The following is an 18,185-nucleotide window of genomic DNA, read 5'->3' on the forward strand; positions in this document are numbered from 1 at the left end:
CCCGATTCACTCATAACGTAAGGCCTGTGCTGGCTGGGTACGTGCCGCGCGCCAGGCTGGATACAGGGTGGCAAGGAAACTCAGGACCAACGCAGCGCCGCCTACCATCAACACGTCCTGGGCCTGAACCTGGGACGGCAAGTAGTCGATGAAGTAGACGTCGGCGTTGAGAAACTTGTGGCCGATCAGGGTTTCGAGGCCGGCGATGGCGGCACTGACGTTCAGCGCGGCAAGAATGCCCACCGCCGTACCGATCAAGGTGCCAACCACGCCGATCACGGTGCCTTGCACCATGAAGATCGCCATGATCTGCCCCGGCGTGGCGCCGAGGGTGCGCAGGATGGCGATATCGCCCTTCTTGTCGTTCACCACCATCACCAGCGTGGAGATAATGTTGAAGGCCGCCACAGCGACGATCAGCAGCAACAGCAGGCCGATCATGGCTTTTTCCATGCGGATGGCCTGGTAGAGGTTGCCGTGGGTACGAGTCCAGTCGCGGGCGTAGTACTGGCTTTCACCCAGGTGCTGGGCGATTTCCCAGGCGCCGCGTGGCGCATCGAACAGGTCGGCGAACTTGAGGCGCAGGCCCTGCACCTGGTCCGGCTGCCAGCGATGCAGGCGCGCCAGGTCGGTGAGGTTGGTCAGGCCGAGGTAGCCGTCGATCTCGCCGGCGCCGACGTGGAAAGTGCCAACCACGGTAAAGCGCTTCATGCGCGGGAACATGCCCGCCGGGGTTACGGTGACTTCCGGCGCGACGAAGGTCAGCTTGTCGCCGAGGCCCACGCCGAGCTTGGCAGCGGCCTTGTCGCCGATGATGATGCCGAAACTGCCGGGCGCCAGGTCGTCAAGTTTGCCTTGCAGCATGAACTTGTCGATGATCGAGACGTTACGTTCCTGGGCCGGGTCGATGGCATTGAGCAGGATCTTCTGCACCTTGCCGTCATTGGTCAGCAACCCCTGCATCTGGGTGAATGGCGCGACGGCCAGCACCTTGGGGTTCTGCTTGACCTTGTCGGCCAGGCTTTGCCAGTCACTGATGGGCGCATCGCCCTCGATGGTCGCGTGGGGCACCATGCCCAGCACACGGGTGCGCATCTCATGATCGAAGCCGTTCATCACCGACAACACCACAATCATCACGACCACGCCCAAGGCGAGCCCGATCATCGAGGTCAGGGAAATGAACGACACAAAATGATTGCGACGCTTTGCACGGGTATAACGCGTGCCAATAAATACGAAGAGAGGTCTGAACATGTCGGGGCTTGTTCGGAGGAAAAGAAGACGTCCCGGTGGCGGGGTCTGGTAAGCAGCTTTACACTCTGACCATTACCGCTAGCTGGGGTTCGCCATGTCGACATTAGATGAAGAAGAACGCCGCGAATACTACCGTATCGACGACATGATCGCACTTCAAATCAAAAGCCTGTCTGCCCCCGAGGCGGCGAGCAAGGAAGTGTTGCTGGATGATTCTCCGCTGTTCAATTTACTCAGTGAATTGCACCTGAGTGAATTCGAAGCCCAGCACCTGCTGCGCCAGCTCAGCGAGAAGGATCGCACCCTCGCCGCCTTCCTGCGCGTGCAGAACAAACGCCTGGACCTGCTCAGCCAGATCATGGCGCGCGGCCTCCTGGATGAGGTCGGCGCACCGCAGCCGGTGATCATTTCCGAAGGTGGCATCGACTTCCAACACGCCACGCCCCTGCCGGCCGGCGCACACCTGGCGGTCAAGCTGGTGCTAATGCCACAAGCGCTCGGCTTGTTGCTGCGCGCGCGCGTCACCCATTGCGACCCCAAAGGCGCAGGCTTTGATGTCGGCACGGAATTCGAAGCCATGACCGACGCCCAACGCCAACTACTGGCGCGCTACATCCTGCAGAAACAGGCCCAGGAACGGCGCCTGGCGCGGGAACAAAACGACGACATCTGAATTCGTATTCACTACGCCAGCTATCCTGGCGCGAAGGAGCAACTGTGACCCTGATCTACGGCCACCGCGGTGCCAAAGGCGAAGCACCGGAAAACACCCTGACCAGCTTCCAGGAGTGCCTCAAGCACGGTGTACGCCGTTGCGAACTGGATTTGCACTTGTCCATGGACGGCGAGCTCATGGTCATCCACGACCCGACCCTCAAGCGCACCGCCGACCGGCGCGGCAAAGTCGTCGAGTATTCAGCGGCCGACCTGGTGAAGATGGACGCACGCAAAGGCGGTCCGGGCTGGGTCAAGCCGTGCCCGATTCCGCGTCTGGAAGAACTGTTCGAAAAGTGCGACTTCGATCACTGGCAACTGGAAGTCAAAAGCGCCTCGCGCACCCGCGCCGCCACCACCGTGCTGGCGATTCGTGAAATGGCCGTGCGTTTCGGGTTGATGGACAAGGTCACCGTGACCTCAAGTTCGCGGGAAGTACTGAAAGCCGCAGTTGAACTCACTCCCGACCTGTCACGCGGACTGGTGGCGGAATACGCCTGGCTCGATCCGCTGAAGGTCGCGCAAAACTACGGGTGTGAGATTCTGGCGTTGAACTGGACGCTGTGCACCCCTGAGCGACTGGAAAAAGCCCAGCGCCAGGGCTTGCACGTGTCCGTGTGGACCGTCAACGAACCCGCGCTGATGCGCAGGCTCGCCGACTTCGGCGTAGATAGCCTGATTACAGACTTTCCCGGTTTGGCCACTGCCACCCTCGGGAATTACTGAAATCGGTCTCCCCGGCCGGCTCAGGCCACCGGCCGGAGCCGCTCAAAAAAGCCGGTTGAGGCCGTCGTAGGCCGCTACCCGATAGGCTTCTGCCATGGTCGGGTAGTTGAACGTGGTGTTGACGAAATACTTCAGGGTATTCAGTTCACCCGGCTGGCTCATGATCGCCTGGCCGATGTGCACGATCTCCGACGCCTGGTAGCCGAAGCAATGCACGCCGAGGACTTCCAGGGTTTCACGGTGGAACAGGATCTTCAGCATGCCTTGCGGCTCACCGGCGATCTGCGCACGCGCCATGCTCTTGAAGAACGCCTTGCCCACTTCATAAGGCACCTTGGCCTTGGTCAGTTCGTGCTCGTTCTTGCCGATCGAGCTGATCTCGGGAATGGTGTAGATCCCGGTCGGCACGTCGTTCACATAACGCCAGCTGCCATTGTCGACGATGCTGCCAGCGGCCGAACGGCCCTGGTCATGCGCCGCACTGGCCAGGCTCGGCCAGCCGATCACGTCACCGGCACCGTAGATGTTCGCCACGCAGGTGCGGTAGTTCTCGTCCACCTCGATCTGGCCACGGCTGTTGACCTTGACCCCGATGTTTTCCATGCCCAGCTTGTCGGTGTTGCCGGTACGGCCGTTGCACCACAGCAAGGCGTCGGCCTTGATCTTCTTGCCGGACTTGAGGTGCAGGATCACACCGTTATCCAGGCCTTCGACGCGTTCGTACTCTTCGTTGTGGCGCACGGTGATGTTGTTGTTGCTGAAGTGGTAGCTCAACGCCTGGGAGATTTCCGAGTCGAGGAAGCTCAGCAACTGGTCGCGGTTGTCCACCAGTTCCACCAGTACACCCAGGCCGCTGAAGATCGAGGCGTATTCACAGCCGATCACGCCAGCGCCGTAGATGATCAGTTTGCGCGGGGTGTGGCCCAGGCTCAGGATGGTGTCGCTATCGTAGATACGCGGGTGGTGGAAATCGATATCCGCCGGGCGATACGGGCGCGAACCGGTGGCGATGATGATGTGCTTGGCCACCAGCTTCTCGACCACGCCATTGGGGCAGACCACTTCGATGGTTTGCTCGTCGGCGAAGCTGCCGGTGCCGAAGAACAGGTCGACGCGGTTACGGGCGTAGTAGCCGGTACGCGAGGCGACTTGCTTGGAGATGACTTTCTCGGCGCTCTTGAGCACGTCCGGGAACGAGAACCAGCGCGGCTCACCAATGGCCCGGAACATCGGGTTGGTGTTGAACTGCATGATCTGGCGCACCGAGTGACGCAAGGCCTTGGACGGGATGGTGCCCAGGTGGGTGCAGTTACCGCCGACCTGGCGACGGCTATCGACCATCGCCACCTTGCGCCCTGCTTTCGCGGCGTTCATCGCCGCACCTTCTCCAGCCGGGCCGGAACCCAGTACCACCACGTCGTAGTTGTAGACAGCCATGCGTACTCCTCAGAACAGGCCAGGCGTACGGTTGGACGCCGGGCTAAATCATGCCGCGGCCAGCGGTCATGAAGGACAATTTGGCTCAAGTGTGTGAACCGGGGCACAGTCTATATAAGGCTCAACGCCGCGAACATTAACCCTTGGTCGCGTCGTAGGCCAGTCTTGCCTTTACTACACCATCAGGAAATTGCAATTACACTGCCAGCAAGCCCCTTTGCAGGACTGGCCATTATGCGACAAGTCGCTTTCTGTTTATTGCTGATGCTGTCGATCACGGTGCACGCCAATGAAGCGGATCGTCTGAAACAAGCCGATTTCCCGGCGCAGTCACAGCAACTGACCCTGAAAAACCAGGCGGTGCTCACCTACCTCTGGGCGGATGTCTACGCGGCTGCGCTGTATGCCCCGTCCGACCTGAGCGCCAAGCAGGCTTGGGCGCAACAAAAAGCGCTGCGCCTGACGCTGTACTACTTCCGTGACATCGACCGCAATGATGTGATCAAAGCCGCCACTGCCACGCTGCAGCGCCAGCAGGCCAGCGCCCGGTTGAAGCCCGAGATAGACAAACTGCACGCCAGTTTTCGCGATATCCGCAGCGGCGATCGGTATGCCCTGGATTTTCATCCGGGACGTGGTTTGAATTTGGAGATCAATAGGCAGGTGGTGTTCAGCAGTCGCGATGAGGCGCTAGCGAGGGCTTACCTGGGCATTTGGCTGGCGCCTAATGGGTTGTCGGATAGTTTGCGTGACAAATTGCTCAGGTAGCCTGTTAGACCGCAATCGCCGGCAAGCCCAAACACCAAAAACTCCCAGGCATGAAAAAGCCCCAAACCAGTCGGGGCTTTTTCATTTACAGCTGATGCTTAGCGCGGAAACGCAGGCGGGTTGACCCCGGCCATGTCTTCCATCACGCGAACCACCTGGCAGCTGTAGCCGAACTCGTTGTCGTACCACACGTACAGGACAACGCGGTTGTCCTGGGTAATGGTCGCTTCCGCGTCCACCACACCGGCGTGGCGCGAGCCAACGAAGTCGGTGGAGACCACTTCCTGCGAGTTGACGAAGTCGATTTGCTTATGCAGATCGGAGTGCAGCGCCATGAAGCGCAGGTACTCGTTCATCTCTTCACGGGTGGCGGCTTTCTCAAGGTTCAGGTTGAGAATGGCCATCGACACGTTTGGCGTCGGAACACGGATCGCGTTACCGGTCAGCTTGCCGGCCAGCTCAGGCAGGGCCTTGGCAGCAGCGGTGGCAGCACCGGTCTCGGTGATCACCATGTTCAACGCGGCGCTACGGCCACGGCGATCGCCCTTGTGGAAGTTGTCGATCAGGTTCTGGTCGTTGGTGTACGAGTGAACGGTTTCGACGTGGCCGTTGACGATGCCGAACTTGTCGTTCACAGCCTTCAGCACCGGCACGATGGCGTTGGTGGTGCAGGAAGCGGCGGACACGATCTTGTCGTCAGCGGTGATTTCGCCGTGGTTGATGCCGTGAACGATGTTCTTCAGCTTGCCTTTGCCAGGCGCGGTCAGGACAACGCGGTCCACACCCGGGCAGGCCAGGTGCTGGCCCAGGCCCTCGGCGTCACGCCATACGCCGGTGTTGTCCACCAGCAGGGCGTCCTTGATGCCGTACTGGGTGTAATCCACCTCGGACGGGTTCTTCGCGTAGATCACCTGGATCAGGTTACCGTTGGCGGTGATGGTGTTGTTTTCTTCGTCGATGACGATGGTGCCGTTGAACGGACCGTGTACCGAATCGCGGCGCAACAGGCTGGCGCGCTTGGTGAGGTCGTTCTCGGCGCCTTTGCGCACGACGATGGCACGCAGGCGCAGGCCGTCGCCGCCACCGGTTTTTTCGATCAGGATGCGTGCCAGCAGGCGGCCGATACGACCGAAGCCGTACAGCACCACGTCGGTGCCTTTGCGGGCAGCGGCGTTTTGCTGGCCAACCACATCGGCCATTTCTTCACGCACGAACTGCTCGGCGGTACGGCCGGCGCCTTCCTTGCGGAATTTGTAGGCCAGCTTGCCCAGGTCTACCGAAGCCGCGCCGAGCTTGAGCTCGCTCATGGCTTTGAGCAGTGGGAATGTTTCGTGGACGGAGAGTTCGCTGTCGTCGGCAGAACGGTGACGCGCAAAGCGGTGGGCTTTGAGAATCGCGATGACAGACTGGTTGATCAGGCTGCGGCCATAGATCGAGCTCACCACATTGTTATTGCGGTACAGCTGACCGATAAGCGGAATCATCGCTTCAGCGAGTGCTTCACGGTCGATCCATTCACCAAGACACTGGTCGGGCTTCTGAGTCACGGGAACCTTCCACATGTAGGGGCAGAAAAAAGGGGCTACATTATGCCGCCCGACCGTCCCCGGAGCAATGCGCCCCGGACAACAAAAACCACTTGCGGAAAATTGACACCCCGCTACAGCCCAGTAAATACGCGGGTTCCAGAAGGCCATCAATGGCGCGCGCGGAACGACTTGTCCGTAACCCTCCGAAAAACGCGTACATTTTGGCACTACATAATGAGTCAAAACCCGCCATTGTTTGTCTTAGCCACTACATTTCCTACAAACCGTAATAGGCTCAGTCAGCAACTGACAGACGGCGCCCCGCACCGTTACAATTACCGACTTTGTCGCAACGCTTGGAGCTCAACCTTCCGTGCCCGTCCTGCGTCTACCGCTACTCCCTGCTGCGGCAGGCAAACAGCACTGGGGCAACCTGCCCGGTGCCGCCCTGAGCCTGGCCATCGCCGAGGCTGCCAGCGCAGCCAAGCGCTTTACCCTGCTGCTCACCGCCGACAGCCAAAGCGCCGAACGGTTGGAGCAGGAGCTGAGCTTCTTCGCCCCCGATTTGCCGGTGCTGCATTTCCCAGACTGGGAAACCCTGCCCTACGACCTGTTCTCGCCGCACCAGGACATCATCTCCCAGCGCATCGCCAGCCTGTACCGCTTGCCGGAACTGGCCCACGGCGTGCTGGTGGTGCCGATCACCACGGCCTTGCATCGCCTGGCGCCGACCAAGTTCCTGTTGGGCAGCAGCCTGGTGCTGGATATCGGCCAGAAGCTCGATGTGGAGCAGATGCGCACGCGCCTGGAAGCCAGTGGCTACCGCTGCGTCGACACGGTGTACGAACACGGTGAGTTCGCGGTGCGCGGTGCGCTGATCGACCTGTTCCCAATGGGCAGCAAATTGCCGTATCGCATCGACCTGTTCGATGACGAAATCGAGACCCTGCGTACCTTCGATCCGGAAAACCAACGCTCCATCGACAAAGTCGACTCGGTCAAGCTGCTGCCTGCGCGGGAATTCCCGCTGCAAAAAGACGCGGTGACCCGCTTCAAGGCGCGCTTCCGTGAACGCTTCGACGTGGACTTCCGCCGCTGCCCGATCTTTCAGGATCTGAGCAGCGGGATTACACCGGCCGGCATCGAGTACTACCTGCCGCTGTTCTTCGACGAAACCTCCACCCTCTTCGATTACCTGCCCCAGGACACCCAGGTGTTCTCACTGCCAGGCATCGAACAGGCGGCGGAAAATTTCTGGAACGACGTGCGCAACCGCTATGAAGAGCGTCGCGTCGACCCGTCCCGTCCTTTATTGCCGCCCGCCGAACTGTTCCTGCCAGTGGAAGACTGCTTCGCGCGCCTGAAAAGCTGGCCGCGCGTGGTCGCCAGCCAACAGGATGTGGAAACCGGTGTCGGCCGCGAACGCTTCCCGGCGGGGACACTGCCGGACTTGGCAATCCAGGCCAAAGCCACGCAACCGCTGGAAGCGCTGTCCAACTTCCTCGGCGACTTCCCCGGCCGCGTGCTGTTTACCGCCGAATCCGCTGGCCGCCGCGAAGTACTGCTGGAACTGCTCGAACGCCTGAAACTGCGCCCGAAAACCGTCGACAGCTGGCCAGACTTTGTCAAAAGCAAAGAGCGCCTGGCGATCACCATCGCACCGCTCGACGAAGGCCTGTTGCTGGATGATCCGGCCCTGGCGCTGATCGCCGAAAGCCCGTTGTTCGGTCAGCGCGTGATGCAGCGTCGTCGTCGCGAAAAACGCGCCGACGCCAACAACGATGCCGTGATCAAAAACCTCACCGAACTGCGCGAAGGCGCGCCGGTGGTGCACATCGACCACGGCGTGGGCCGCTACCTCGGCCTGCAGACCCTGGAGATCGACAACCAGGCCGCCGAATTCCTCACCATGGAATACGCCGAGGGCGCCAAGCTCTACGTGCCGGTGGCCAACCTGCATTTGATTGCGCGCTACACCGGCAGCGATGACGCCCTGGCGCCATTGCACCGCCTGGGCTCCGAGACCTGGCAGAAAGCCAAGCGTAAAGCCGCCGAGCAGGTGCGCGACGTCGCCGCCGAACTGCTCGACATCTATGCACGCCGCGCCGCCCGTGAGGGTTACGCCTTCGCCGACCCGAAAGCCGACTACGCCACCTTCAGCGCCGGCTTCGCCTTCGAAGAAACCCCGGACCAGCAAACCACCATCGAAGCGGTGCGCGCCGACATGCTCGCGCCCAAGCCGATGGACCGCCTGGTCTGCGGCGACGTGGGCTTCGGCAAGACCGAAGTGGCCATGCGCGCCGCCTTCATCGCCGTGCACGGCGGTCGCCAGGTAGCCATCCTGGTGCCGACCACCCTGCTCGCCCAGCAGCACTACAACAGCTTCCGCGACCGCTTTGCCGATTGGCCGGTGACTGTAGAAGTGATGAGCCGCTTCAAGTCCGCCAAGGAAGTGAATGCCGCCATCGCCGATTTGGCCGAAGGCAAGATCGACATCGTGATCGGCACCCACAAGCTGCTGTCGGACGATGTGAAGATCAAGAACCTGGGCTTGGTGATCATCGACGAAGAACACCGCTTTGGTGTGCGTCAGAAGGAACAGCTCAAGGCCCTGCGCAGTGAAGTCGATATCCTCACCCTCACCGCCACACCGATTCCGCGCACGCTGAACATGGCGGTGTCTGGTATGCGTGACCTGTCGATCATCGCCACGCCGCCGGCGCGCCGCCTGTCGGTACGCACCTTCGTGATGGAGCAGAACAAAAGCACGGTCAAGGAAGCGCTGTTGCGTGAACTGCTGCGCGGCGGGCAGGTGTACTACCTGCACAACGACGTGAAGACCATTGAGAAATGCGCCGCCGACCTCGCCGAGCTGGTGCCGGAAGCGCGTATCGCCATCGGCCATGGGCAGATGCGCGAGCGCGAACTCGAACAGGTGATGAGCGACTTCTACCACAAGCGCTTCAACGTGCTGATCGCCTCGACCATTATCGAGACCGGCATCGACGTGCCGAGCGCCAACACCATCATCATCGAGCGCGCCGACAAGTTCGGCCTGGCTCAGTTGCACCAACTGCGCGGTCGCGTCGGGCGCAGTCACCACCAGGCGTACGCGTATCTGCTGACGCCGCCGCGCCAGCAGATCACCTCCGACGCGGAAAAGCGCCTGGAAGCCATCGCCAACACCCAGGACCTGGGCGCCGGTTTTGTATTGGCCACCAACGACCTGGAAATCCGTGGCGCCGGCGAACTGCTGGGCGACGGCCAGAGCGGGCAGATCCAGGCGGTGGGTTTCACGCTGTATATGGAGATGCTTGAGCGCGCGGTGAAAGCCATCCGCAAAGGCGAGCAGCCGAACCTCGATCAACCGCTGGGCGGCGGGCCGGAAATCAATCTGCGCTTGCCCGCGTTGATTCCCGAGGATTACCTGCCCGACGTGCATGCGCGACTGATCCTGTACAAGCGCATCGCCTCGGCCACCGACGAAGAAGGCCTCAAGGACCTGCAGGTGGAGATGATCGACCGCTTCGGCCTGTTGCCGGAACCCACCAAGAACCTGGTGCGCCTGACCCTGCTGAAATTGCAGGCCGAGCAGCTCGGCATCAAGAAGGTCGACGCCGGGCCGCAAGGCGGGCGCATCGAGTTCGAAGCGCAAACGCCGGTGGACCCGCTGGTATTGATCAAGCTGATCCAGGGCCAGCCCAACCGCTACAAGTTCGAAGGGGCTACGCTGTTCAAGTTCATGGTGCCGATGGAACGTGCCGAAGAACGCTTTAATACCTTGGAGGCGTTGTTCGAGCGCCTCATCCCGAAATCTGCTTGAAGGACGCCCCAATGCGCCTGTTCCGCATGTTGAGCCTGTTGTTGGTGGTCGTGGCACCTGCGGCGTTCGCCGACAGCCCGTACCAGGTGGAAATGATCCTGGTGCGCCAGAACGCCGAACCGGTGATCAACAGCCGCGCCGCACCGGAAAACTGGGATGCCGGGGCAGCGCGCCTGGCCGACAGACTGAGCCCGCCGCGCCTGTCCAACATTGTCGACAAGCTGCGTGCCGACCCCACCTACACAGTGCTGCTGCATAAGGCGTGGGAACAGAACCTGGGCGAGCAGCCGGTCAAGGTCGCAATCACCGACGGCCAGGAACAATTCGGCCAGTTTCCGATCGAGGGCGTGTTGAGCCTGCAACTGGGCCGTTTTACCGACATTGATGCGAACTTCTGGATCAACCAGTTCGACGCCAACGGCAGCGTGATCGCCAGCGAGCAACTGAGCCAGACCGACGTGCGTACCAAGAACAACCAGCTCAACTACCTGGACGGTGGCCACCTCGCGCTGCTGATCAAGATCACCTCGCTGACCGCCAAGCCACCCAGCGCGCCACCGCCCGACATTCAGGACTGATCCAGCGCCATGTCCCTCACGTCGTCGCTGACCAAACCCCTGGCGCCTTCCTGGGCCAATCGCTTTAAAGAGCAGAGCCTTGAGCGCGGGCGACGTTATGCGCTGGAAAACCGGGTGCGCATCGTCGAATGCGGCGACAGCACCATCGTCGCCAGTTGCGAAGGCTCCGGCGGCAACGTGTATCGGCAGACCATCTCGTTGCGCGAATCGGCCAAGGGCACCTTGATCCTGGTGGACAGCCGCTGTACCTGCCCGGTGCACACCAACTGCAAACACATCGCCGCGGTATTGCTCAAGGTCCAGGAAACCCTGGCCTACCCCGCCGCCGCACAGGATGCCGAGCTGCTGGAAAAACTCCAGGCCGTGCTGGAAAACCGGGCGGTGCTGCCGCAAGTGGTGATGGAAGACGTGGTACCGGTGCCGCGCCTGTGGATGGCCAGCGTCGAATTCAGCGCCTTTGAACCGCGCAACGGCAAGATGCAGCGCTATATCCAGCACCGGGCGGCGCTGTCGTTCAACTACTTGGGCAACTACGTCAGCGGGCAGAAAAACGCCGACATCATCGTGCGACAGGACACCCAGAGCCTGCGCATCAAGCGGCATCCGGAGCTTGAGCAACCGTATCGCGAACAACTGCGCCTGCTGGGCTTCAAGATCGCCACGCGCCAGAGCAAGGCACTGCCGGAAAGCGCCGGCGAGCTGTTCGAGATGGTCAATGACAGTGCCTGGCTGACCTTCACCCTCAATGCCACACCGACACTGCGAGCCGAGGGTTGGGAGCTGCTGATCGATGATGATTTCGGCTTCGACCTCAGCGCGGTCGATGACTGGTACGCCACGGTTGACGAAGGTCCGGAGCGTGATTGGTTCGATCTGGAGCTGGGGATCATCGTCAACGGCGAGCGACTGAGCCTGTTGCCGATCCTGCTAAACCTGATGCGTTCCCACACCGAGATCCTCAACCCGGAGAAGCTGGCGCGGCGCCGTGATGATGAGCTGATTCTGGTGAACATCCCAGGCCTGCCCAATGGTCACGGCCCGATACAAGTGGCGCTGCCCTACGGCCGATTGAAACCGGTGCTGGCGACCCTTGGTGAGTTTTACCTACAGGAAGCCGGCACCACTACGCTGCGCTTGGCCAAGGCGGATGCGATCCGGCTTAACCCGCTGGAAGACCTACCGCTGCAGTGGGAAGGTGGCGAGAAGATCCGCAACTTTGCCCAGCGCCTGCGGGATATCAAGGATTTCACGTGTGTAGCGCCTGAAGGGCTGAACGCGACCTTGCGCCCTTACCAACTGGAAGGCTTGAGCTGGATGCAGTCGCTGCGTCAGCTTGATGTCGGCGGCATACTTGCGGATGACATGGGCCTGGGCAAAACCCTACAGACCCTGGCGCATATTCTCACTGAAAAAAACGCTGGTCGCCTGGATCGGCCGTGCATGGTGGTGATGCCCACCAGCCTGATTCCCAACTGGCTGGATGAGGCGGCGCATTTCACACCGCAACTCAAGGTGCTGGCGCTGTATGGCGCAGGGCGTAAGAAACATTTCGCCAACCTGCCGGACTATGACCTGCTGCTGACCACCTATGCGCTGCTGCCCAAGGACATCGAACAACTCGCCGCCCTGCCCTTGCATGTACTGATCCTCGATGAAGCCCAGTACATCAAGAACCCGTCCAGCAAGGCGGCCCAGGCGGCACGCGAGCTGAACGCACGCCAACGCCTGTGCCTGAGCGGCACGCCGCTGGAAAACCACCTGGGCGAGTTGTGGTCGTTGTTTCACTTCCTGCTGCCTGGCTGGCTCGGTGATGTAAAAAGCTTCAACCGCGATTACCGCGTGCCCATCGAAAAGCGTGCCAGTGATGTGCGGTTGCAACACCTCAACGGTCGGATAAAACCTTTCCTGCTGCGCCGCACCAAGGAACAGGTGGCGACTGAGTTGCCACCCAAGACCGAGATCATCCACTGGGTCGACCTCAATGAAGCCCAGCGCGACGTGTACGAAACCATGCGCCTGGCCATGGACAAGAAAGTCCGCGACGAGATCACCCGCAAAGGCGTGGCGCGCAGCCAGATCATCATCCTTGAGGCGCTGCTGAAGTTACGCCAAGTGTGTTGCGATTTGCGGCTGGTCAACGACGCGACCCTGCCCGCACATGGCAGCAGCTCAGGCAAACTCGATAGTTTGATGGAAATGCTTGAGGAGCTGTTTGAGGAGGGTCGGCGGATCCTGCTGTTTTCCCAGTTCACCTCGATGTTGAGCCTGATCGAAGTCGAGCTGAAAAAACGCGGCGTGGCCTACGCACTGCTCACCGGCCAGACCCGGGATCGGCGCACGCCGGTGAAGGACTTCCAGAGCGGCAAGCTGCAGATTTTTCTGATCAGCTTGAAGGCCGGCGGTGTTGGCCTGAACCTGACCGAGGCCGATACGGTGATCCACTATGATCCTTGGTGGAACCCGGCCACGGAGAACCAGGCCACCGACCGCGCCTATCGCATCGGGCAAGAGAAGCCGGTGTTCGTCTACAAGATGATTGCCCGGGGCACGGTGGAAGAGAAAATCCAGCACCTGCAGAAGGAAAAATCCGACCTGGCAGCGGGCGTGCTGGATGGGCGTACGACGGGGGATTGGCAGTTGGGCAATGAGGATATTGAGGCGTTGTTTGCGCCGTTGCCCAATAAGCAAGAAAAGCGCTGACTTCCAGACCGCTTTCGCGAGCAAGCCCGCTCCCACATTTGACTGCATTCCAAAGCTGGAACTCGGTCGAATGTGGGAGCGGGCTTGCTCGCGAAGGCCGCGCCGCGGTGTTCAGCCAATCAGTTGAGCATCCCGCAACGCAGTCAGCGCCGCAAGCCAACGCGGATCCTGCTTGTATTCCGTCGAAGCAATTGCCTGCCCACGCATCCGCGCAATGCGCGCCGACGGTGCGACCTTCATCCGCTGTGCCGCACTCAACGCCAACTCAGCCGCCGCACGATCGTTGCACACCAGCCCCATATCGCAACCGGCCGTCAGCGCCGCTTCAATCCGGCTGGCTGCATCACCGACCACATGTGCACCCGCCATGGACAGGTCATCACTGAAAATCACCCCATCGAACTGCAACTCACCGCGCAGGATGTCCTGCAACCAGCGGCGCGAGAAGCCGGCAGGCTGGGCGTCGACTTGCGGGTAGATGACATGGGCGGGCATGACGGCGGCCAGTTGCCGGCTCAAGCGTGCGAAAGGCACCAGGTCGTTGGCACGAATCTCTTCCAGGCTGCGTTCGTCATTGGGAATCGCGACGTGGGAATCGGCCTCGGCCCAACCATGGCCCGGGAAGTGTTTACCGGTGGCGGCCATGCCGGCGCTGTTCATGCCACGGATGAATGCGCCCGCCAGCACGGCAGCACGCTCGGGGTCGCCTTCGAAGGCGCGGGTGCCGACTACGGCGCTGCGTTGATAGTCCAGATCGAGTACCGGGGCGAAGCTCAGGTCCAGGCCCACGGCCAGCACTTCAGTGGCCATGATCCAGCCGCACTGCTCGGCCAGGAATTGCGCGTTGGGGTTATCCGCCAGCGCACGCATGGCCGGCAGACGTACAAAGCCCTGGCGCAGGCGCTGCACGCGACCGCCTTCCTGGTCGACGGCCAACAGCAGGTCCGGGCGCACGGCACGAATCGCCGCGCTCAACTCCCGCACTTGGCGCGGATGCTCGATATTGCGCGCGAAAATGATCAGGCCACCCACTTCAGGCTGGCGCAGCAGGTGGCGATCCTCGGCCGTCAGCCAGGTACCGGCAACGTCGACCATCAAAGAGCCTTGCAGGGCAGCAGTCATAAAACTTCCTTATAGAACGCACACAACCCGTTGCCCTCACCAGGCACAGTGAGCACAACGGGTTGTGAGTAAATAGCTGAATTCGGCATGGGCCGCTAGCTTAGCGGATGCAAGCGGCTGCGCACACCCGGGTCGGTCAAACCTTGGCGGGGGCTGGCGCGGATTTGCTGCGCGGGCGCAATTGGGCTGCGGCCATGGCCGGGTCAGTCACGCCGGTCTCGGCACGCATGCCAGCCGCCAGGAACGGCACCATCAGGCGCATGACCTGCTCAATGGAGGTGTTCACGCCGAAATCGGTTTCGGCAATGGCCCGCAACGCCTTGATCCCGGACATGCTGAACGCGGCGGCACCAAGCATGAAGTGCACACGCCAGAACAGTTCGATAGGCGGAATACGCGGGGCGGCCTCGTTGACCAGCAACATGTAGCGACGAAATACCTTGCCGTACATGTCTTCCAGGTAACGCCGCAGGTGACCCTGGCTCTGGCTGAACGCCAGGCCTAGCAGGCGCATGAAGATCGACAGGTCGTTGCCGCTGCGGGGCTGAACCACCAAGGCTTGTTCGACGAGGATTTCCAGCAGGTCTTCCAGGGTCGGCTTATGGTCGGCCTTGGCTTGGCGACGCTCGAGTTCACGGTCAAGGCTGGCGCAGAAGGGCCCAAGGAAGCGCGAGAACACCGCCTGGATAAGGGCTTTCTTCGAGCCGAAATGGTAGTTCACGGCAGCCAGGTTGACCCCAGCCTTGCTGGTGATCAGCCGCAATGAAGTTTCAGCAAATCCTTTTTCCGCGAACAACTGCTCGGCAGCATCGAGAATGCGTTCAACGGTTTCCGACTGGGCCATGGCTACTCCGCCTGACAAACACTTGTTTGAAACATACGTTTCAGGTTGTGTCTTGTCAAGCCTGCGGGTCCGCTTTCCGGCTGGTCAGTCATGTATTTCATCGCTATTTAATCACATCACCAGCGGTCTGTAGGCAGCGCTATCTCTACGTTGTAGGAAGCGCGTCCGATGACCGTCCAGCGGAGTCATGGAAAAGGATGATTGCCAAGCGCAGTTCACTGTATATAATCCCAGTCACTGTATAAAAAGACAGAGCGATCAACATGCTAAAACTGACGCCACGCCAAGCTGAGATTCTGGCTTTTATCAAGCGCTGCCTCGATGACAACGGCTACCCGCCGACGCGAGCGGAAATTGCGCTGGAACTGGGGTTCAAGTCCCCCAACGCCGCCGAGGAACACCTCAAGGCCCTCGCTCGCAAAGGCGCGATCGAGATGACCCCCGGTGCTTCTCGCGGTATTCGCATCCCTGGCTTCGAAGCCAAGGCCGACGAATCGACCCTGCCGATCATCGGCCGCGTCGCTGCCGGTGCGCCGATCCTGGCGCAGCAGCATGTCGAGGAGTCCTGCAACATCAACCCCACCTTCTTCCATCCTCGCGCCGACTACCTGTTGCGGGTCCATGGCATGAGCATGAAGGACGTGGGCATCTTCGATGGCGACCTGCTGGCCGTCCACACTACCCGCGAAGCCCGTAATGGCCAGATCGTCGTTGCCCGTATCGGCGACGAAGTCACCGTCAAACGCTTCAAGCGCGAAGGCAGCAAGGTCTGGCTCCTGGCCGAGAACCCTGAGTTCGCCCCGATTGAAGTGAACCTGAAAGATCAGGACCTGGTGATCGAAGGCTTGAGCGTCGGCGTCATTCGCCGCTAAAGGAGGCATCATGCAGCTCGTGCACACCCCACAACACACACAACTGTCGCTGTTCGAGGCCTTCATGGCCCAACCCCTTGCGCCCATTCTCAAGGAAACGATCGAAGCGCCCTGGAGCGCCGAGCCTGAGGCGTTCAGTGAATTGTCGTTGCGCGGTGCAGCTGGGAGCTGCCTGAGCCTGCTGGCGCCGATCCTTCGCGAATTGAGCGAAGAGCAGGACGCCCGCTGGCTGACGCTGATAGCCCCACCCGCCAGCCTGACCCAGGCCTGGCTGCGGGACGCCGGTCTCAACCGTGAGCGTATCCTGCTGCTGCAACCACGCGGTGCGCAAAGTGCCCAGCAGTTGACCTGCGAAGCCCTGCGCCTGGGCCGTAGCCATACCGTGGTGAGCTGGTTGAACCCGCTGAACGCTGCGGCCAAGCAACAGCTGATCAGCGCCGCGCGTACGGGCGATGCTCAGAGCTTGAATATTCGATTGGGCTGAGTGCCTGATCGGCCGAAGTCCTGTGACATGCAGGCTTCTGTGGTGAGCGGGCTTGCCCCGCGCTGGGCTGCGAAGCGGCCCCAAAACCAAGCACCGTGGAATACCTGATGTACTGCGTCAATCTATTTAGGGCTGCTGCGCAGCCCAGCGCGGGGCAAGCCCGCTCACCACAGCAAGCCCGCTCACTACAATAAGCCCACTCACCACAATAATCTCACTGACCACAACAAGCCCACTCACTACAAGCAAGCTAGCTCACCAGAGAAGCCTGTCTAACCACCCCAGACTCCTTCACCACAGGGCTCAGTGAAGAACCCGCGGCCCTTCGTCTTTCTCCGGCTCGCCTTCAGCCAGGCGACCTGCCATCTGCACACCTACGCTCAACATGGCTTTGGCCACTTCCACGTGCTGGCCCTGCAGGAACACTTTGGCGTCCTCGGAAAAATCCAGAATGACCAGAGAACCCTCGTCCTCAGCCCGGCGCAGCTCGATTCGGCCGTCAGGCAACTCAACAATTTCCAGAAAGGACGTTGGCATAAAAGTCTGTTCTCCACGAAAGGCCGGGATTATATCAGTCATCCACCCAGCCCCGCAGAGGATCTGAACAGGTTTGTTGACAGCTTGATGAATGGTCGCCGGCTTCGATGACTACAACGCGTTGCGCCTCACACTCCGAGGTGCCTGCATCGCCGGCAAGCCGGCTCCTACGAGCGGATCAGCACTCGTTCAGGCCTTCGCGAAAGCGCAGCGCCATCTTTTTCAGTTCCTGACGCCACCCCTCCAGCTCTTCACGGCTCAACGGCTTGGGTTCTTCCTCTTCCACCGCAACCGCCACGATCAGCGGCTGCGTCACATCGCCCTTGGGCACATGTGGAATACGCGGTGGCTGGAACATATCCGCATGCGCCTTGAGCAAACGCGCCACCCAACTGTCCGGGCTTTGAGCCATTTCGACCAGTTCGGCCAGCTCAGGAATGGCCATCGCGTCCAGCACTTCGCGATTCATGATCATTTCTGCACGGGGTGAACCGGCCTGAGGCAGGCGGTAAAACCCGGCGATTTCATGACACAAACCCAGCAAAGCGCCGTACAGGTGAAACAACGCTGCTTCACGCCCCGCCTGGACCAGCGCGATGGCATTCATCTCTTTCCCTTCCTCGGCGCGGCCAAGGGCTTCCAGGGACAAACCCGCGAAGTAAATTTTCTGATTGGTACGGGTATAGAGTTCGTTGGCCATGACGGCAATCTCCACAACGAATAAGCGTGATGCTGGCTGTGTAGTGGGGGGGGGGGGGGGGGGGGGGCGGCCCCCCCCCCCCCCCCCCCCCCCC

Annotated in this window: 15 protein-coding genes; 8 read left to right on the forward strand and 7 right to left on the reverse strand. The window is 61.0% G+C overall.

Annotation, left to right across the window (positions count from 1 at the left end; all coding sequences use genetic code 11):
- Positions 1-6: 6 nt before the first annotated feature.
- Positions 7-1,257, reverse strand: coding sequence for a lipoprotein-releasing ABC transporter permease subunit (locus WH299_RS09410; protein ID WP_177095966.1), 1,251 nt, complete (start codon positions 1,255-1,257; stop codon positions 7-9).
- Between the two features lie 94 nt (positions 1,258-1,351).
- Here WH299_RS09410 and WH299_RS09415 point away from each other — a divergent pair, with 94 nt between their 5' ends.
- Together WH299_RS09415 and WH299_RS09420 are read left to right on the forward strand one after the other, a co-directional pair.
- On the forward strand, positions 1,352-1,930 hold the full coding sequence (locus tag WH299_RS09415; protein ID WP_339550128.1) for a PilZ domain-containing protein: 579 nt from the start codon (positions 1,352-1,354) through the stop codon (positions 1,928-1,930).
- A gap of 44 nt (positions 1,931-1,974) precedes the next feature.
- Positions 1,975-2,697 (forward strand): glycerophosphodiester phosphodiesterase, encoded by a 723-nt coding sequence (locus WH299_RS09420; protein ID WP_016975274.1) that lies wholly within the window; start codon positions 1,975-1,977, stop codon positions 2,695-2,697.
- A 42-nt stretch (positions 2,698-2,739) separates the two neighbouring features.
- Here WH299_RS09420 and sthA read toward each other — a convergent pair whose 3' ends face one another.
- Positions 2,740-4,134 carry a Si-specific NAD(P)(+) transhydrogenase gene (sthA, locus tag WH299_RS09425; RefSeq protein WP_339550129.1) on the reverse strand — a complete coding sequence of 465 codons (1,395 nt, stop codon included), beginning with the start codon at positions 4,132-4,134 and terminating at the stop codon, positions 2,740-2,742.
- A 234-nt stretch (positions 4,135-4,368) separates the two neighbouring features.
- Between sthA and WH299_RS09430 the strand changes: the two genes are divergently transcribed.
- Positions 4,369-4,902, forward strand: a complete 534-nt coding sequence (locus WH299_RS09430; RefSeq protein WP_339550130.1) for a chalcone isomerase family protein — start codon at positions 4,369-4,371, stop codon at positions 4,900-4,902.
- Positions 4,903-5,000: 98 nt separating this feature from the next.
- Here the strand turns inward: WH299_RS09430 and WH299_RS09435 are convergent, their stop codons facing one another.
- Positions 5,001-6,464: a glyceraldehyde-3-phosphate dehydrogenase gene (locus WH299_RS09435; RefSeq protein ID WP_122724991.1), complete on the reverse strand. Its 1,464-nt coding sequence runs from the start codon at positions 6,462-6,464 to the stop codon at positions 5,001-5,003.
- Between the two features lie 340 nt (positions 6,465-6,804).
- Here WH299_RS09435 and mfd point away from each other — a divergent pair, with 340 nt between their 5' ends.
- Genes mfd through WH299_RS09450 form a run of 3 tightly spaced genes read left to right on the forward strand, consistent with a single transcriptional unit; the run spans position 6,805 to position 13,532 of the window.
- Entirely contained in the window at positions 6,805-10,254 is a 3,450-nt protein-coding gene (gene mfd / locus WH299_RS09440) for a transcription-repair coupling factor (protein WP_177051094.1), read from the forward strand.
- An 11-nt stretch (positions 10,255-10,265) separates the two neighbouring features.
- A complete protein-coding gene (locus tag WH299_RS09445; protein ID WP_323623972.1) occupies positions 10,266-10,832 on the forward strand; it encodes a CsiV family protein in 567 nt (188 codons plus the stop codon).
- Between the two features lie 9 nt (positions 10,833-10,841).
- Positions 10,842-13,532: a DEAD/DEAH box helicase gene (locus tag WH299_RS09450; protein ID WP_339550132.1), complete on the forward strand. Its 2,691-nt coding sequence runs from the start codon at positions 10,842-10,844 to the stop codon at positions 13,530-13,532.
- Between the two features lie 111 nt (positions 13,533-13,643).
- On the opposite strand, the gene nagZ is transcribed toward WH299_RS09450, so the two are convergent.
- Together nagZ and WH299_RS09460 are read right to left on the reverse strand one after the other, a co-directional pair.
- Positions 13,644-14,654, reverse strand: a complete 1,011-nt coding sequence (nagZ, locus tag WH299_RS09455) for a beta-N-acetylhexosaminidase (protein WP_339550133.1) — start codon at positions 14,652-14,654, stop codon at positions 13,644-13,646.
- A 136-nt stretch (positions 14,655-14,790) separates the two neighbouring features.
- A complete protein-coding gene (locus WH299_RS09460; protein ID WP_025856990.1) occupies positions 14,791-15,498 on the reverse strand; it encodes a TetR/AcrR family transcriptional regulator in 708 nt (235 codons plus the stop codon).
- A gap of 263 nt (positions 15,499-15,761) precedes the next feature.
- On the opposite strand from WH299_RS09460, the gene lexA reads away from it, so the two are divergent.
- On the forward strand, positions 15,762-16,370 hold the full coding sequence (gene lexA / locus WH299_RS09465; protein ID WP_003172575.1) for a transcriptional repressor LexA: 609 nt from the start codon (positions 15,762-15,764) through the stop codon (positions 16,368-16,370).
- A 10-nt stretch (positions 16,371-16,380) separates the two neighbouring features.
- Positions 16,381-16,854: an SOS-induced cell division inhibitor SulA gene (sulA, locus tag WH299_RS09470; protein WP_012722849.1), complete on the forward strand. Its 474-nt coding sequence runs from the start codon at positions 16,381-16,383 to the stop codon at positions 16,852-16,854.
- Positions 16,855-17,157: 303 nt separating this feature from the next.
- On the opposite strand, the gene WH299_RS09475 is transcribed toward sulA, so the two are convergent.
- Positions 17,158-17,391: a hypothetical protein gene (locus WH299_RS09475; RefSeq protein ID WP_014717511.1), complete on the reverse strand. Its 234-nt coding sequence runs from the start codon at positions 17,389-17,391 to the stop codon at positions 17,158-17,160.
- Positions 17,392-17,569: 178 nt separating this feature from the next.
- Entirely contained in the window at positions 17,570-18,091 is a 522-nt protein-coding gene (locus WH299_RS09480; protein WP_016975263.1) for a DUF6586 family protein, read from the reverse strand.
- Positions 18,092-18,185 lie beyond the last annotated feature (94 nt).

The sequence above is a fragment of the Pseudomonas sp. MYb541 genome, from assembly GCF_037479595.1.
In the GTDB taxonomy this organism is placed as follows: Bacteria; Pseudomonadota; Gammaproteobacteria; order Pseudomonadales; family Pseudomonadaceae; genus Aquipseudomonas; species Aquipseudomonas canadensis.

Coding starts and splice junctions, on each gene's coding strand:
- WH299_RS09410 (WP_177095966.1), bottom strand. CDS start 1,257: ATGTTCAGACCTCTCTTCGTATTTATTGGCACGCGTTATACCCGTGCA.
- WH299_RS09415 (WP_339550128.1), top strand. CDS start 1,352: ATGTCGACATTAGATGAAGAAGAACGCCGCGAATACTACCGTATCGAC.
- sthA (WP_339550129.1), bottom strand. CDS start 4,134: ATGGCTGTCTACAACTACGACGTGGTGGTACTGGGTTCCGGCCCGGCT.
- WH299_RS09430 (WP_339550130.1), top strand. CDS start 4,369: ATGCGACAAGTCGCTTTCTGTTTATTGCTGATGCTGTCGATCACGGTG.
- WH299_RS09435 (WP_122724991.1), bottom strand. CDS start 6,464: ATGTGGAAGGTTCCCGTGACTCAGAAGCCCGACCAGTGTCTTGGTGAA.
- WH299_RS09445 (WP_323623972.1), top strand. CDS start 10,266: ATGCGCCTGTTCCGCATGTTGAGCCTGTTGTTGGTGGTCGTGGCACCT.
- WH299_RS09450 (WP_339550132.1), top strand. CDS start 10,842: ATGTCCCTCACGTCGTCGCTGACCAAACCCCTGGCGCCTTCCTGGGCC.
- nagZ (WP_339550133.1), bottom strand. CDS start 14,654: ATGACTGCTGCCCTGCAAGGCTCTTTGATGGTCGACGTTGCCGGTACC.
- WH299_RS09460 (WP_025856990.1), bottom strand. CDS start 15,498: ATGGCCCAGTCGGAAACCGTTGAACGCATTCTCGATGCTGCCGAGCAG.
- lexA (WP_003172575.1), top strand. CDS start 15,762: ATGCTAAAACTGACGCCACGCCAAGCTGAGATTCTGGCTTTTATCAAG.
- sulA (WP_012722849.1), top strand. CDS start 16,381: ATGCAGCTCGTGCACACCCCACAACACACACAACTGTCGCTGTTCGAG.
- WH299_RS09475 (WP_014717511.1), bottom strand. CDS start 17,391: ATGCCAACGTCCTTTCTGGAAATTGTTGAGTTGCCTGACGGCCGAATC.
- WH299_RS09480 (WP_016975263.1), bottom strand. CDS start 18,091: ATGGCCAACGAACTCTATACCCGTACCAATCAGAAAATTTACTTCGCG.